Origin of the sequence: Methanocalculus alkaliphilus (assembly GCF_024170505.1) — an archaeon.
Lineage (GTDB): Archaea > Halobacteriota > Methanomicrobia > Methanomicrobiales > Methanocorpusculaceae > Methanocalculus > Methanocalculus alkaliphilus.
Window position 1 is genome coordinate 39,274 of sequence record NZ_JALJYG010000008.1, and the last position, 12,599, is coordinate 51,872.

19 protein-coding genes and 2 tRNA genes are annotated in these 12,599 nt (G+C 53.4%); 1 reads left to right on the plus strand and 20 read right to left on the minus strand.

Features of this window, described 5'->3' with window-relative positions:
• The 20 genes from amrB to J2T58_RS07080 form a co-directional block, all read right to left on the minus strand.
• Positions 1–789: an AmmeMemoRadiSam system protein B gene (gene amrB, locus J2T58_RS06985; protein WP_253488396.1), complete on the minus strand. Its 789-nt coding sequence runs from the start codon at positions 787–789 to the stop codon at positions 1–3.
• Between the two features lie 38 nt (positions 790–827).
• Positions 828–1,451 carry a 30S ribosomal protein S2 gene (gene rpsB, locus J2T58_RS06990; RefSeq protein ID WP_253488397.1) on the minus strand — a complete coding sequence of 208 codons (624 nt, stop codon included), beginning with the start codon at positions 1,449–1,451 and terminating at the stop codon, positions 828–830.
• Positions 1,448–2,638 (minus strand): phosphopyruvate hydratase, encoded by a 1,191-nt coding sequence (gene eno, locus J2T58_RS06995; protein WP_253488398.1) that lies wholly within the window; start codon positions 2,636–2,638, stop codon positions 1,448–1,450. Before eno ends, rpsB begins: the two co-directional genes overlap by 4 nt.
• Complete coding sequence (locus J2T58_RS07000; protein ID WP_253488399.1) at positions 2,635–2,829, minus strand: DNA-directed RNA polymerase subunit K; 195 nt, start codon at positions 2,827–2,829, stop codon at positions 2,635–2,637. Before J2T58_RS07000 ends, eno begins: the two co-directional genes overlap by 4 nt.
• 31 nt (positions 2,830–2,860) lie before the next feature.
• Positions 2,861–2,935, minus strand: a tRNA-Pro gene (locus J2T58_RS07005).
• Positions 2,936–3,124: a DNA-directed RNA polymerase subunit N gene (locus J2T58_RS07010; RefSeq protein ID WP_253488400.1), complete on the minus strand. Its 189-nt coding sequence runs from the start codon at positions 3,122–3,124 to the stop codon at positions 2,936–2,938.
• Positions 3,125–3,155: 31 nt separating this feature from the next.
• Complete coding sequence (locus J2T58_RS07015) at positions 3,156–3,557, minus strand: 30S ribosomal protein S9 (protein ID WP_253488401.1); 402 nt, start codon at positions 3,555–3,557, stop codon at positions 3,156–3,158.
• Between the two features lie 13 nt (positions 3,558–3,570).
• Positions 3,571–3,993 carry a 50S ribosomal protein L13 gene (locus J2T58_RS07020; protein WP_253488402.1) on the minus strand — a complete coding sequence of 141 codons (423 nt, stop codon included), beginning with the start codon at positions 3,991–3,993 and terminating at the stop codon, positions 3,571–3,573.
• A 6-nt stretch (positions 3,994–3,999) separates the two neighbouring features.
• On the minus strand, positions 4,000–4,362 hold the full coding sequence (locus J2T58_RS07025) for a 50S ribosomal protein L18e (protein ID WP_253488403.1): 363 nt from the start codon (positions 4,360–4,362) through the stop codon (positions 4,000–4,002).
• Positions 4,363–5,190, minus strand: a complete 828-nt coding sequence (locus J2T58_RS07030; protein ID WP_253488404.1) for a DNA-directed RNA polymerase subunit D — start codon at positions 5,188–5,190, stop codon at positions 4,363–4,365.
• Positions 5,190–5,585, minus strand: coding sequence for a 30S ribosomal protein S11 (locus J2T58_RS07035; RefSeq protein WP_253488405.1), 396 nt, complete (start codon positions 5,583–5,585; stop codon positions 5,190–5,192). Before J2T58_RS07035 ends, J2T58_RS07030 begins: the two co-directional genes overlap by 1 nt.
• 2 nt (positions 5,586–5,587) lie before the next feature.
• Positions 5,588–6,133, minus strand: a complete 546-nt coding sequence (locus J2T58_RS07040) for a 30S ribosomal protein S4 (RefSeq protein ID WP_253488406.1) — start codon at positions 6,131–6,133, stop codon at positions 5,588–5,590.
• Between the two features lie 12 nt (positions 6,134–6,145).
• Positions 6,146–6,592 carry a 30S ribosomal protein S13 gene (locus tag J2T58_RS07045; protein ID WP_253488407.1) on the minus strand — a complete coding sequence of 149 codons (447 nt, stop codon included), beginning with the start codon at positions 6,590–6,592 and terminating at the stop codon, positions 6,146–6,148.
• 28 nt (positions 6,593–6,620) lie between these two features.
• Positions 6,621–6,705 (minus strand) — tRNA-Ser (locus J2T58_RS07050).
• A gap of 105 nt (positions 6,706–6,810) precedes the next feature.
• Positions 6,811–7,779: a deoxyhypusine synthase gene (locus J2T58_RS07055; protein WP_253488408.1), complete on the minus strand. Its 969-nt coding sequence runs from the start codon at positions 7,777–7,779 to the stop codon at positions 6,811–6,813.
• 73 nt (positions 7,780–7,852) lie between these two features.
• Positions 7,853–8,629 (minus strand): CBS domain-containing protein, encoded by a 777-nt coding sequence (locus tag J2T58_RS07060; protein ID WP_253488409.1) that lies wholly within the window; start codon positions 8,627–8,629, stop codon positions 7,853–7,855.
• The gene (locus J2T58_RS07065; protein WP_253488410.1) at positions 8,626–9,462 is read right to left on the minus strand and encodes a CBS domain-containing protein; all 837 of its coding nucleotides are present in this window, start codon (positions 9,460–9,462) and stop codon (positions 8,626–8,628) included. The genes J2T58_RS07060 and J2T58_RS07065 overlap by 4 nt, the downstream gene beginning before the upstream one ends.
• A gap of 5 nt (positions 9,463–9,467) precedes the next feature.
• On the minus strand, positions 9,468–10,409 hold the full coding sequence (locus tag J2T58_RS07070; protein ID WP_253488411.1) for a CBS domain-containing protein: 942 nt from the start codon (positions 10,407–10,409) through the stop codon (positions 9,468–9,470).
• Between the two features lie 9 nt (positions 10,410–10,418).
• Complete coding sequence (locus tag J2T58_RS07075; RefSeq protein WP_253488412.1) at positions 10,419–11,177, minus strand: CBS domain-containing protein; 759 nt, start codon at positions 11,175–11,177, stop codon at positions 10,419–10,421.
• Complete coding sequence (locus tag J2T58_RS07080; RefSeq protein WP_253488413.1) at positions 11,174–11,737, minus strand: CBS domain-containing protein; 564 nt, start codon at positions 11,735–11,737, stop codon at positions 11,174–11,176. Before J2T58_RS07080 ends, J2T58_RS07075 begins: the two co-directional genes overlap by 4 nt.
• Before the next feature lie 220 nt (positions 11,738–11,957).
• Between J2T58_RS07080 and J2T58_RS07085 the strand changes: the two genes are divergently transcribed.
• Complete coding sequence (locus J2T58_RS07085) at positions 11,958–12,599, plus strand: Era-like GTP-binding protein (RefSeq protein WP_253488414.1); 642 nt, start codon at positions 11,958–11,960, stop codon at positions 12,597–12,599.

The window sequence follows — 12,599 nt, forward strand, 5'->3', positions numbered from 1 at the left end:
CTACACCACCGCAATGGCCGCATACCCGACGACTTCCGGATCCCCGGTGACATCGCCGCTTGTCATATAGGTGAGAAGAATCCCCTTCTCAGCACCGAGATCCCCGGTTGCACGGAGCATGGCTGCGATAGGGCCGACGCCACAGGCCGATACCCCAAGCTCCCTGATCGTTTTGTAAAATGCATCGGTATCAAGGGAGAGGATCGGTTTAATCGCTTCAGCATCAATCTTCTCGGCAGTATTCTTTGGTATATAATGGGAGAAGTCGCTTGATGCAACGATAACCACATCCCGCTTCGTCTTCTGAATGGCACGGAGGATCAGCCCTGACAGGCGTTCCGCCTCTTCCGCTGACTGGTCTCCCATCAGGATCGGTGTGATCCTGGCTCGTGGGAACCGGTATTTGATAAGCGGCATCTGTGTCTCAAGTGAGTTTTCATCATCCTGATGTGCCGCTTCATCAACGGGGAGCTCAAGTGCCAGAGAGAGCTCTTCATCATTGGTCAGAATGCCAAGCGGGGTCTCCCAGGGGAGTGCGGATACGCATGTCCTGTATCCCCGATGGCTTGGGCCGATGATGATGAATGTCCCTGCGAATCCGGGATCGATGGTACTGTATCCGCGGGCGGCGACAGCACCGGAGTACGGATACCCTGCATGCGGAACAATAATGCCAAGGGGATGAAGCTGCTCACCCTGCTTCGTGAAGAACATCCCAAGCACCTGCTCAAGGTGCCCGGGTTCCCCGGGATAAAACATCCCTGCCATAGTACACCGTCGGATCTCCATAGGTTCGCACCTCTTCTGGCAGTTGTTCTTCTGACTATTTAAAGATCGGTCTCGAAGTCTTCGGGGGTGAGTGAGGTTGTAATACCACGGATTCTGAGCATCTCCTTGGTCAGGAGATAGTAGATCATGGAGAGAGCCTTCCGTCCCTTGTTGTTCGTCGGGATGACGAGATCGATGTTCTTTGTGCTGTTGTTCGTGTCGCAGAGGGCAATGACGGGGATACCGTTTAAGACTGCCTCGCGAACGACCTGGGCATCGCCGATCGGGTCGGTGACGATGACGACATCAGGCTCGATGTACTTCTGGAGCGATGTCTTGTTCAGGGCAGGATTTGTGAGGGTCCCTGGGATGAACCGTCCGGTGGTTGCCATTGCTCCGATCGTCTCTGAAAATTTCCTTGCCGGATACTGGCCGTACTGACGTGATGTGACGGCAAGAATCTTTGGGGCTTCAAAACCGGAGAGGAACTTTGCAACCTGCTTGATCCGCTCATCGGTCTTTCTGATATCGATGATATACAGACCATCTCCGCGGACGCGGTAGATGAAATTCATCATCTCATTGCTCTTCTGCTGCGTTCCGATGTGAACACCTGCTGCAAGGTACTCCTCGACAGGGATGAGGGGTTCGTTCAGTTCGATATCAAGTTCAGTCTCGCTCATGCGAAATTCTCCGAAATACGAATTAATTCATTTAATTTTGCTATCCGTTCGCCACCAACAATACCGCATTTGAGATAGATGCATCCAAATGCTGTTGCCAGGTGGGCAATGGTTGTATCTGTCGTCTCTCCGGACCGGTGGCTCATCACCGTCTCCATACCTGTTCTGTGTGAGAGGCTCACGGCTTCGAAGGTATCGGTGAGGGTTCCGATCTGGTTGGGTTTGATCAGCACCGCAGTCGCCGAGGAGAGTTCCACTCCTCTCTGGATACGCTCAGGGTTTGTGACGAAGAGATCATCGCCACAGATGAGGCAGTTGTCAGGGATCTGGCTGGTGAGGGTTCCAAACCCTTCAAAATCCTCCTCATGGAGTGGATCCTCAACATAGATGAGCCCATAGGTATCGACGAGATCGGCGATATACGCAATCTGATCCTCGGTTGCCCGGCTGATGTCACGGTACGCATACCGTTCTCCATCCCAGAGCTCGCTTGCAGCGACATCCAGGCCGATTCCGACGGTGACACCGGTCTCATCGGTGATGGTATCGATCGCCTCTCCGATGATCTCAAGCGCATCTGTATCGCTGATCTGTGGAGCCCAGCCCCCCTCGTCTCCCTTACCGCAGGTGATCCCCCGTCCGCTCAGGAGCTTTTTAACCTCCTTATGGACGAGTGCGTTGGTAAAGACCGCCTCTTCTGTTGAGGAGGCACCGGTTGGGACGATAAGAAACTCCTGGATCTCGGTCGCTCCGGGTGCGTGTGCACCCCCGCCGATGGCATTACCAAGCGGCAACGGGGCTTCATCGGCATAGACTCCCCCAAGGTGGGTATAGAGTTCGATACCGGTCGCCGATGCTGCTGCCTTTGCGTTGGCAAGTGAGAGAGCAACAGCGATATTGGCGCCGATACCCTCAAAGGTGGCTGTTCCATCGATTTCATGAAGAATTCGATCAAAGGTCACCTGGTCACGGGAGTCAAGACCGATCAGCTGGGGGATGACCGTATTGTATGCATACGGTATCGCCTCCTGCGGAGGTCTGACGACCGCCTCATGCCTCCCGGTGCTGGCCCCGCTCGGGGCTGCAGCACGCCCGTACCCGCCGTTGACAATCACATCGGCCTCGATGGTCGGATTCCCACGGCTATCGAGGATGGTCCTGAGCGTCACTGCTTCTATCGATGTCATGCAACCACAACTTCCTGATCCCCGAAATGGCGCTTGACGGTGATGGGTACAAGACCCTTATCAAATTCCTCAAGTGCGATCTCAAGTGGATCAATCCGACCGGTTTTGATCAGTACCGGGGCACCCATCGATATCTGCAATGCTCTGGCTCCGATGATCCTGGCTCGTTCGTATCGAGTGTAGGATATCATAGTAATCATTCCGTAAAATTTTGAACAGAAATGGGGTCGCTGAGATTCGAACTCAGGTCACTGCGTCCCGAACGCAATAGGATAGTCCAGGCTACCCCACGACCCCTCACTGATAGGGATACTGTTCATCAATAATCTCCTTATGCGAGAGGAGCATTCTTCTGCAACAGTACCGCTCTAAACCGAGGGTGTTGAGGATCTCTTTTGGATCCTCACCTGCCGCTTTCCGCTCCTTGAACTCATCCCATGCCGTGGAAACCACTTTTCCACAGGTGAAACATCGTACAGGTATCATTGTCCTCGATTCCTTATTATCCTGCCTGTATTTAACGGTACGACTTCTGGAATCTCTTCCGTGCACCACGGCCATGCGGCTTCTTCGCCTCTTTCTGGCGTGAGTCATTGACGAGGAGCGTCCTGTCGTATCCAAGATACACCTCTTTGATGGCAGGATCATTCGTCCAGCTCAGAAGACCCCGTCCAAGTGCTGTCCTGACCGCTTCTGCCTGGCCGTTGATACCGCCTCCACTGACATTGATCTCGATATCAATCGAGTCATTGACGCCAGGTGCAAGGACGAGTGCCTCAGTGATCTTCATCCGGATAAGCTCAGATCCATAGATCTCAAGAGGTACCGAGTTGATTCTGATCCTGCCCTTCCCCTCCCTGAGGGTTGCGCGGGCGACGGCTGTCTTTCTCTTTCCGCTTGTATTGATGATTTTTCCCATATCCCGATCCCTCCTAGAACTTTGCACCAAGGTTCTGGCTGACTGTGCCGAGCGTCACGTACATGGGCTTGTTCAGCCTGTTACGGTGAGCTTCGTCGATGCTCTCCATCTCCTGTCCTGCAAACTCATCCGGAACACCGACATATGCCTTGACACGGCGGAGCGCCTCGGCGCCATGGCCTGTCTTGTACGGGATCATTCCACGGATGGTCCGCTTCATGATGTCATCAGGACGGCGGGGGTAGAACGGACCTCCCTCGACAGATCCACGGTTTCTCTTCTCATGGTACTTGCCAAGGACATGTGCCCTGCTCCCTGAGATGATCGCCTTCTCCACATTGACGATGGCGATCTCTTCACCATTGATGACCCGCTTTGCAACGATGCTTGCAAGTCTTCCGAGGAGGAGATTATCTGCATTGATGATTGTTGTCATCCCCGTTCACCTCAGTATCCTGACCCGGCTGCCGGCAGGATGTGCCGAGACGAGCTCTTCGATCGTCATACAATCTCCCTCAGCCTGCACAATCTTCTCACGTGCTGACTCGGAGAAGTGAAGTGCCGCTACCTTGACGGACTGATCGAGTATACCGCTTCCGAGAACCTTCCCGGGGACGAGAATGATCTCGCCTGCCTGCGCATAGCGGTTGATCTTGCCGATATTGACTTCGGCATAGTTACTGCTGGACGTGTCGAGCCTCCGTGCAATCTCACGCCAGATATTCGCCTCGTTCTCATGGGATGCGGATTTGAGCATCCTGATAAGATTGACGAGGCGCGGGTTTGTTTTGCCCGATCTCTTCATCTACAGTCCCTCCGTGGATATTTCCTGTAACGCTTCTACCAGGCTGTCTGACCTGGTTCTGATATATCGCAGTCCCTCTTCGACGATCTGCCGGGCGGATAGGGATCCGTCACCTTCGACGACAAAGAGGAACTTTGTCTCATCTGTATCTATTATGATGGCTGATTCTTCCCCGATACCTGTTCCTATGCATGCCTTCTCACAGAGCCGGCAGAGTGAACAGGCCTCGAGTTTTCCGTCAACGACACGCACCGTCTGACCCTTTACCTCAAGGACATTCCGGGGGCACTCATCGACACACATTCCGCATCCGTCACACCGATCGGTGACGTCTATCACGGGGTACTCTTTGTATCCGCATGCGATTGTCGGCTGCCACTTTGCGTGTTCGGTTCCGATATTCAGAACTGCCACTGCTTCAAGGACGAGTTTCTGATCTCCCCAGAGCTTCACTATGGGGACGTTCGCTTCGACAGGCCCGGTCATCGGGTCATCTGATATCATATCACCTGACATGACGGTCTTTGGACCTTCAACGGTGATGGTGAATGTGACCTGGCAGTGGGGGCAGCCGACACCCTCACAGGTGCAGTCTTCCTTCCTCACAAATCTGGACAGGTCTGTCTTCAGCGGGATCATACCGATACGGTGGGCGAGCATCTCGTCAAAGAGGACGCTTGTGTTATCATAGATCCTGATATCTTCGATGGCGAGTGTCGGAACCTCACCCATCATCGACCGTCTGAGGCTGTTTGCAAATGCCACAGATGTCGAGCTGAGGGTGAACTGTGCAACGCTCTCGTCAAGCCTGCCGAATACGATCTCCATCAGACTCTCCTTCCCCGCCTGCCACCCTTGGTCCGGATACTGTCATGTGAGACCGGGGTGACATCTTCGATTCTGCCGATGCGGACACCTGCACGGGCAAGAGCCCGGATGGCCGCCTGAGCGCCGGGACCCGGGCTCCTCTGCTTTCCGCGGCCTGGTGCACGAACCTTCACATGCAGACCAACGAATCCCTTGTCACGAGCTGCATGGGCAATGTTTGTTGCCATCTGCATTGCGGCATAGGGCGAGCTCTCGTTCCGTGCCTGTTTAACGACCATTCCACCACTGCTCTTACAGATAGTCTCAGCTCCCGAGAGATCCGTGACGGTGATGATGGTGTTGTTGAATGATGCAAATATGTGGGCGATACCCCACTTATCCTTCTCAGCTGCCATGGTTATGCCCTTACATTATTGATTCGGCCGCGTTCGGGGTTACTCTCGCTTGAGAGTGGCGACGTCTTGTAGTAGCTGATCTGCTCTTCATCAGCCCGGGTGACCATGTAGCCCGGGACGGTGACACGCCTGCCGGCGATGGCGATATGGCCATGGCCGATGAGCTGGCGTGCCTGCTTTGGTGAGCGCGCAAGACCCTTTCTGTAGACGATCGTCTGGAGACGGCGTTCAAGGATATGATTAATCGTCAGCGAAAGGACGTCATCAATCGTTGCCCCTGCACCGACGATGGCATACCGCTGCAGGTGCTGAAGAAGCTCTTCCTGCCGTCCCTCGATACGCTCCTGGTCTATACCACCGGAGGTCATCGCAAGGATGTTCCGTGCACCCTGGCGGTGGCGGCGGAGGATATGGGTTGCCTTCCAGATCTCCTTCTTGTTTCGGAGACCAAAGTCAATGGCAATCTTACGTTCGTCGTCGATCCGGGCCTTCTCGAAACGGCGCTTCGGTGACTGGTACTGCTTGTGGTTCTTTCCTGGGTATCCCATTCAAATCACCGCTCACTTCTTCTTCTTCGAGACACCGACAGTTGTTCCGGTTCTGCCTGTGGACTTTGTCCGCTGGCCACGTACTTTCTGTCCTGTCTCATGTCTGATACCACGGTAGCACCGCATCTTCTTCATGATGTTTAAGTCCTCTTCACGTGTAAGAGCGACATCAACACCGGTGATGTGGCGGGCTTTCCCTGTATAGAGATCTTTTGGGCGGTTCATCATCCAGGTGGGAGCTGTATTGACGTACTCATCCACAACGGAGCGGATACGGTCAACCTCTTCATCTGAGAGTTTTCCCATGACTGCATGGGTGTTGACGTCTGCCTTCCGTGCAAGGATGAGCGCGGTGTGGAGCCCCACGCCTTTGATGCCCGTCAGCGAGATCCGGACCGACTGTGTGCCGTCGAGATCTGTGTTACTGACGCGTACGAAGTAATTCAGTTCTTCTTCCATGGATTTTCCTCTAATCTTCTCCTTGGAGCGCTGAGGGAGGGATTTGAACCCTCGAGTCCCAGGGGGACACAGGTTTAGCAAACCTGCGCCATACCAGGCTTGGCTACCTCAACAGAGATATGTCGCATCTTTCGACACTCGCAGTGCAAATGAATCACTGCTCCATGAATTGAGTGCTCTAATAGATTGGTGGAAAAGAGTATTAATGGTTGTGGCTGTCAGCCACGATCCGGCCGCCTGATCCCTGAGGATACGAGGGCAGAGGTCATCAGGGGGATGGCGATTGTTGCATCGCAGAAGCACTGGACCCGCGGGCAGGTAACCGTCTCCTTGCCCCAGCTGATCGCTTCTTCGAAGGTGCATCCCGAGAGACCTCCCCAGTGGGGGGCATCGGTGGTGAACTGGATGGCATAGGCATGCCCCTCAAGGTCACTATCGTGGATGGATGCGATCACCTGGGTCTGCTGGATAAAGTTCTTCGGCACTCCACCTCCGATATAGATGACCCCTGTCTTTGCCGATCGCTCAACGATAGCGGTGATCTCGTCGGCATCGCTGATCTGATCGACCTGGACATCGGTCCCCTCACGTCGCGCCATGACAAGGCTGATCCCGATTGACGAGTCGGCAAGCGCAGGGACGAAGATTGGGATCCCTTCGGCAGCACAGGTGGCGGTGAGCGACCGGCCTTCCGGTCGGACCTCGATGAGCCATTCTCCAAGCCTCCGGATCAGTTCACGGCTTGATCCCCGGAAGGGTGCGATACTGGCGATAAAGTCGGCAACCCGCTGATCAACACTCCGGAACTGTTCTTCATAGGCGAAGACATCATAGATCCGGTCGATCCCCTTCTCAAAGAGGGCCACATCATCGGCATGGTGGTGGCCCCGGTAGTGCCGGACGCCGAGGTGCTCACAGATGTCGTGAAAGATGTTCGCCCCGGTTGAGACGATGGCATCCATGTAGTGCCGTTCTGCGAGACTGATTAAGCATTCCTGCATACCGGCGGGGACCATCGCACCGGAGAGGCCAAGAAGAATGGTGCAATCCGGCTCCTGAATCATCTCTTTCCATATAATGTATGCTTCTCCTAGTTTTCGCCCCTGAAAACCGGTTCGGCTCATGGACTCAAGGAGTTCTGCGATATGTTCCGTCGGTTTCACCGGGCTTGTCGGGGTCAGATCCATAGCAAGTATGTTTCTCATCGTCGGTATTAAAGCAGATGTTGCGGGCGGTACCCGCTATGCGAAAAAAAGGGGGTCAGAGCGCGTTGATAAGCGATCTGCGAGTGACAAGACCGACCGGCTTTGTATCGTTAGTTACAAGGACGGTACTGATATTCTTCTCTTCCATCAATGCGATGACATCATCGACGGTTTTACTCTTCTCGACGGAGGTGACGGGGGTGCTCATGATATCCTGGGCGATCAGATTGCGGATCCGGTTATCATGGTGTTTTACCTCCACCAGCTCTTTGAGCTTCATTATGGACTGTGCGAGATCGGTCTCGGTGACGATACCAAGGACCCTGCTATTGTCAGCAACGATGAACCGTGTTGCTGAATCATCGACCATCCTCCTGTGGAGGTGAACGATCCGGTCCTCGGGTGAGATCTTCGGTGCAAGCTCGATGACCTCTTCAAGCGGGCAGTCGGGTTTCATCACTTTAAGGAGATCGCCCATTGTCACCATGCCGATGAGCTTGTGCTCTGCATCCAGCACGACGACGATCTTATAGCTCTGGAGGAGGGGGATGAGGATGTCAATATCCTGATCCTGGTAGGCGAAGGTGTAGTCTTCTTTGGTGACGTTCGCTACATGAATCTGCGTCGGGGGAATGGGGCCACTCCTTTTGCTCCCGATCTTTTCGGCAATTGTGCGCCGGGATGCAGTCCCTACGACCTGATTGTGGTGAGTGACGATGATCGGATCGACCCCCTCATCGAGCATGCGTTCGAGTGCCTCGGTGATGAGTGAGGATTTTGCGATACTGACGGGCTTTGACATGACGTCTTTGATGGTGATCTGTGTTGTCATTGTGCTACCTCTTTCAGTATGTCGTCTCGTTTTAATATTCCTTTGATGTCGGTACCCTCAACAGCGATGATACTGTTGATATTGTGCTTGCGCATCAGTGCGATCGCGCTTGCAACAGACTCGGACGGGCTGATGGTGATCACGGGCCGTGACATGACGTCTTCGGCGATTGCTGAAACACTCCTGACATGCCGCAGGCTCTTTCTCCCCCCGCTCTCTTCACGGCGCAGATGCATGATCTCCTTTTCAGGAACTCCGTTTTCAAAGATATACCCGTAGAATGCAATATTTGACTCGGTGATAACACCTGCAAGCGTGCCGTCATTATTGATGACGAGGAGCTTGTCGTTTCGTTCCCGTATCACATCAATGACATGGCTGAGTGAGTGGTACCGGGAGATAGTCACCACATCCTCCATGATATCAGCAACTGTCGCCTTGATCTTCTCGACATCGGGTGCCGCCATGATATCCGTCTTTGTGATGATCCCGGCGACGGTATCGCCATCGGTAACCGGGAGACTGCTGATATCATGCAGAAGCATGATCCGGGCGGCTTCCTTCAGTTCGAGATCCGGTGCGATCGTCATCGGATCGTTTGTCATCATCACCTCAACCGGAATACTGTCGATAGGCCGCCGTCTCCACCGGGGATCACTGTGCCGGAAGCCGTGGGCAATATCCTTCTTGGTGATGATACCTGTGAGATTATCTCCATCCATTACCAGAAGCCGTGAGATATGGTGCTTCAGTAACAGGTTGCGTGCGTATGCAATGGTGTCTGTTCTGCTCACGACATAGACCGGGGATGACATCATCTCTCTGACAATCATGGCTCTCACCTCAGTGCGAGTGCTTTAACAAGATCATATTCTGTTATCATTCCGATAAGGCGCGCATCTTCTGTAACGGGAAACGCACCAATCTGCTTCTGAATCATCTCGCGTGCTATCTCATGAATATCCTTATCCGGGGTGGTCGTCTGGAGGTTGCCGGAGATGATCGAGCGGATCGGCCGTGCGGTCACTTCTGCCACATCGCCTGTCTGCATCGACCGGAATACTTCACCGGAGCCGACATACGTCATGATGTCGGTTGCTGTGATGATTCCAAAGAGGACGTCATCTGAGACGACCGGCAATCTCCTGAAATGATATTTATTCATCTGTCGTGCAACTTCGGCGATTGAACAGTCGGGATAGGTTACCCGTGGTGAATAGGACATAACATCCTCGACCGTCAGCTGGCTCTGCTCGATGGAGAGAGACTTGAGGAGATCATATTCGGTGACGATACCAACAACGTGCTCATCTCCGTCAATGATCGGTACACCTCCATGCCTCTTCCCGACGATGATATCGACTGCGTCATCAATGTCATCGCTCGTCTGCAGTGTCATCACATTCTCGGTCATGATGGATCTGAGACTCTCATTGATGGCAGAGAGGAAATTGCCCTGATGTTTGTTTTTGACCAGGTTGTGCCGGTCTCCACCTCCCATAAAGTCAACGATGTCGGAGACGGTGATAATGCCACGCAGCTTCCGACTTCCGGCATCCGCTATCGGGAGCCTCCGGAATCCTTCACGCGTCATCGTCTCGACGCCGTCGCAGATGGTCATTGTCGGGGGGACGCAGATAACATTTCCAACAGCAATGCTCATCACACCTCCCTGACGACCGGCCGGGCGTGATTTAAACTCAACCGGTCCCCGATCCTGTTTGCCGGCTCTCATAAGATACCGTTCACTTTTATTATGGCCTGAATTATTATCGTGCATGGTGATTCCTTACGCCTTTTTGACAATGGTTCTCAGGACATCATGGCGATCCAGGATGCCAACGACAGTACCCTCAGAAACAACCGGCATCCGGCTGATATCGTGAGATACAAGGAGGTGGGACGCTTCTGACACCTGCATATCCGGTGTCGCCGTAATGACAGGTGTGGTCATCACCTTGTTTACCTGGGTCCTGGTGCTGTTTCCAAGGGATCGCCTGATACCGCCGTTCTCAACAAGATCCCGGCGTGAAATCACTCCGAGGAGCTCCTTTCCCCTGACAATGGGGAGGGATGCATATCCGGTATCTGTGATAAGGGAATAGACCTTCTGAATGCTGTCTCCCGTATTGCAGCAGACGACATCCTCCGTCATGGCATCCCTGACCAGCCCGGTGATCTCATGGCGTGAGACCAGTATCGGAAAGAGATCGCGGAGAAGGATGGATCCGATGAACTTCCCGTTCCCGGCTGATACCGGTATGCTGTCGGTTCCCGCCTTCAGAATTGCTGAAGCGGCCTCCTCAAGTGGTGTATCAGGGGAGATGCCCGATACATCACGGATGAAGCCCGCAATAGTGACATTGGATCGTGTGTCAGTCACCCTGAGGACATCGGTGATATCGATCATTCCTCTCAGGTGTCCCTGATCATCGGTGATGTAGATCTCGCGGTAGACATCATCACGAAGAATCTGCCGTGCTCTGGTGACATACTCATCCCTCTTCAGAGATGTCACCTCTACCATCAGGTCTCGTGCAACTTTCATAAGATTGACTCCTCTTCACGGCATATCGGGCAGAGATTCTGGCTGTCGAAGTTCCTGAGTTCATCAGACATGCTTCCGCACCGATCACAGATGCCGTCATTGTAGGCCTGCACCCGGTTAATCTCGATCAGGTCGCTCATAATCTCGTTCATCTCTGTCGCAATGCTGAGAATGTCCCGCACCGTGATGATCCCGATGACCTTCTGGTCACCATTGACGACCGGGAGTCTGCGAACCCGTTTGTTTGCCATCATCCGTGCAGCATCAGCAATGGATGCATCAGCACCGATGGTGATGAGGGGGGTGCTCATGACATCCCTGACAAATACCTCGCCAGGCTTTTTGTCGAGTGCCATGATCTTGCAGTTGAAGTCCTCCTCGGTTACAATACCGATTGGAAGATTATGGTGCAGAACGATGCAGCTTCCCACCTCATCGCGGCACATCACCTGTGCTGCCTCGGCAGTGGTTGCATTTCCATCAATGGTGGTTGGATGAAGCTTCATCACTTCGCGAACCGGAATGCGTGTCTCGAAATCCATGTTGTCACTTTGTTTCATCTCTCTTCACCTCCTTTCTCTTTTCCGCTGATGACATCTTCTACTATGCAATACCCCTATTAAAAGGATTCGTAACAGGAAAGGAGACCTGTCCAACTCGTTCAGGGAAGGAATTGAACGCCAATACGGGCAATGATGGGGAGGGTAGTATTATTAGGATTCGGAAAGAGAGTACAGTAACTATCATAGTTGTAATAACTTTTCATGAAGGGGTAGACAGATGGGTATGTTTAGTCGGGCTAAAAAGAGGTTGAGCAGATTTCTTCATCAGCTGTTTCGGAGGAAACGATCCCGTATAGGGATTTATGGTCCGCCGAATGCGGGGAAGACAACGCTGGCAAACCGGATTGTGAGAGACTGCTCAGGTGACGCCATAGGTCCTGTCTCTGAGATTCCGCACGAGACACGGAGGGCACGGCGGCGTGAGGATGTTGTGATCACCGGAGCAAATGGAAACACACTAACGCTCGATATCGTTGATACTCCGGGTGTAACGACAAAGATTGACTATCATGAGTTTCTGGAGTACGGCCTTGAACAGAACGAGGCGATCTCACGTGCACGTGAAGCAACCGAAGGTGTTGCTGAGGCGATGCACTGGCTTCGGGAGGATATCAACGGCGTCATCTATGTGATGGACAGCACGCTGGATCCATTTATGCAGGTGAATATCATGATGGTCGGGATCATCGAGAGCCGGGATCTTCCCGTCGTCATTGTGGCGAATAAAACCGATCTGCCCGATGCTGCCCCCTCCCGGATTAAGAGCGCATTCCCACAGCATCCGGTTATTATGGTCTCCGGACTTGAAGGCACGAATATGTCAGAGCTCTATGATATAATGACAGAGCACTTTGGGTGA

What these genes read in the sequence shown, in the direction of transcription:
- J2T58_RS07065 (WP_253488410.1), bottom strand. Translation starts at nt 9,462, where the DNA reads ATGATTGTCAGAGAGATGATGTCATCCCCGGTCTATGTCGTGAGCAGA.
- amrB (WP_253488396.1), bottom strand. Translation starts at nt 789, where the DNA reads ATGGAGATCCGACGGTGTACTATGGCAGGGATGTTTTATCCCGGGGAA.
- rpsB (WP_253488397.1), bottom strand. Translation starts at nt 1,451, where the DNA reads ATGAGCGAGACTGAACTTGATATCGAACTGAACGAACCCCTCATCCCT.
- J2T58_RS07040 (WP_253488406.1), bottom strand. Translation starts at nt 6,133, where the DNA reads ATGGGATACCCAGGAAAGAACCACAAGCAGTACCAGTCACCGAAGCGC.
- eno (WP_253488398.1), bottom strand. Translation starts at nt 2,638, where the DNA reads ATGACATCGATAGAAGCAGTGACGCTCAGGACCATCCTCGATAGCCGT.
- J2T58_RS07055 (WP_253488408.1), bottom strand. Translation starts at nt 7,779, where the DNA reads ATGGATCTGACCCCGACAAGCCCGGTGAAACCGACGGAACATATCGCA.
- J2T58_RS07060 (WP_253488409.1), bottom strand. Translation starts at nt 8,629, where the DNA reads ATGACAACACAGATCACCATCAAAGACGTCATGTCAAAGCCCGTCAGT.
- J2T58_RS07045 (WP_253488407.1), bottom strand. Translation starts at nt 6,592, where the DNA reads ATGGAAGAAGAACTGAATTACTTCGTACGCGTCAGTAACACAGATCTC.
- J2T58_RS07025 (WP_253488403.1), bottom strand. Translation starts at nt 4,362, where the DNA reads ATGAAGAGATCGGGCAAAACAAACCCGCGCCTCGTCAATCTTATCAGG.
- J2T58_RS07010 (WP_253488400.1), bottom strand. Translation starts at nt 3,124, where the DNA reads ATGATACCTGTACGATGTTTCACCTGTGGAAAAGTGGTTTCCACGGCA.
- J2T58_RS07030 (WP_253488404.1), bottom strand. Translation starts at nt 5,190, where the DNA reads ATGGAGATCGTATTCGGCAGGCTTGACGAGAGCGTTGCACAGTTCACC.
- J2T58_RS07080 (WP_253488413.1), bottom strand. Translation starts at nt 11,737, where the DNA reads ATGAAACAAAGTGACAACATGGATTTCGAGACACGCATTCCGGTTCGC.
- J2T58_RS07070 (WP_253488411.1), bottom strand. Translation starts at nt 10,409, where the DNA reads ATGCACGATAATAATTCAGGCCATAATAAAAGTGAACGGTATCTTATG.
- J2T58_RS07075 (WP_253488412.1), bottom strand. Translation starts at nt 11,177, where the DNA reads ATGAAAGTTGCACGAGACCTGATGGTAGAGGTGACATCTCTGAAGAGG.
- J2T58_RS07085 (WP_253488414.1), top strand. Translation starts at nt 11,958, where the DNA reads ATGGGTATGTTTAGTCGGGCTAAAAAGAGGTTGAGCAGATTTCTTCAT.
- J2T58_RS07015 (WP_253488401.1), bottom strand. Translation starts at nt 3,557, where the DNA reads ATGGGAAAAATCATCAATACAAGCGGAAAGAGAAAGACAGCCGTCGCC.
- J2T58_RS07035 (WP_253488405.1), bottom strand. Translation starts at nt 5,585, where the DNA reads ATGGCAGCTGAGAAGGATAAGTGGGGTATCGCCCACATATTTGCATCA.
- J2T58_RS07000 (WP_253488399.1), bottom strand. Translation starts at nt 2,829, where the DNA reads ATGATATCCTACACTCGATACGAACGAGCCAGGATCATCGGAGCCAGA.
- J2T58_RS07020 (WP_253488402.1), bottom strand. Translation starts at nt 3,993, where the DNA reads ATGACAACAATCATCAATGCAGATAATCTCCTCCTCGGAAGACTTGCA.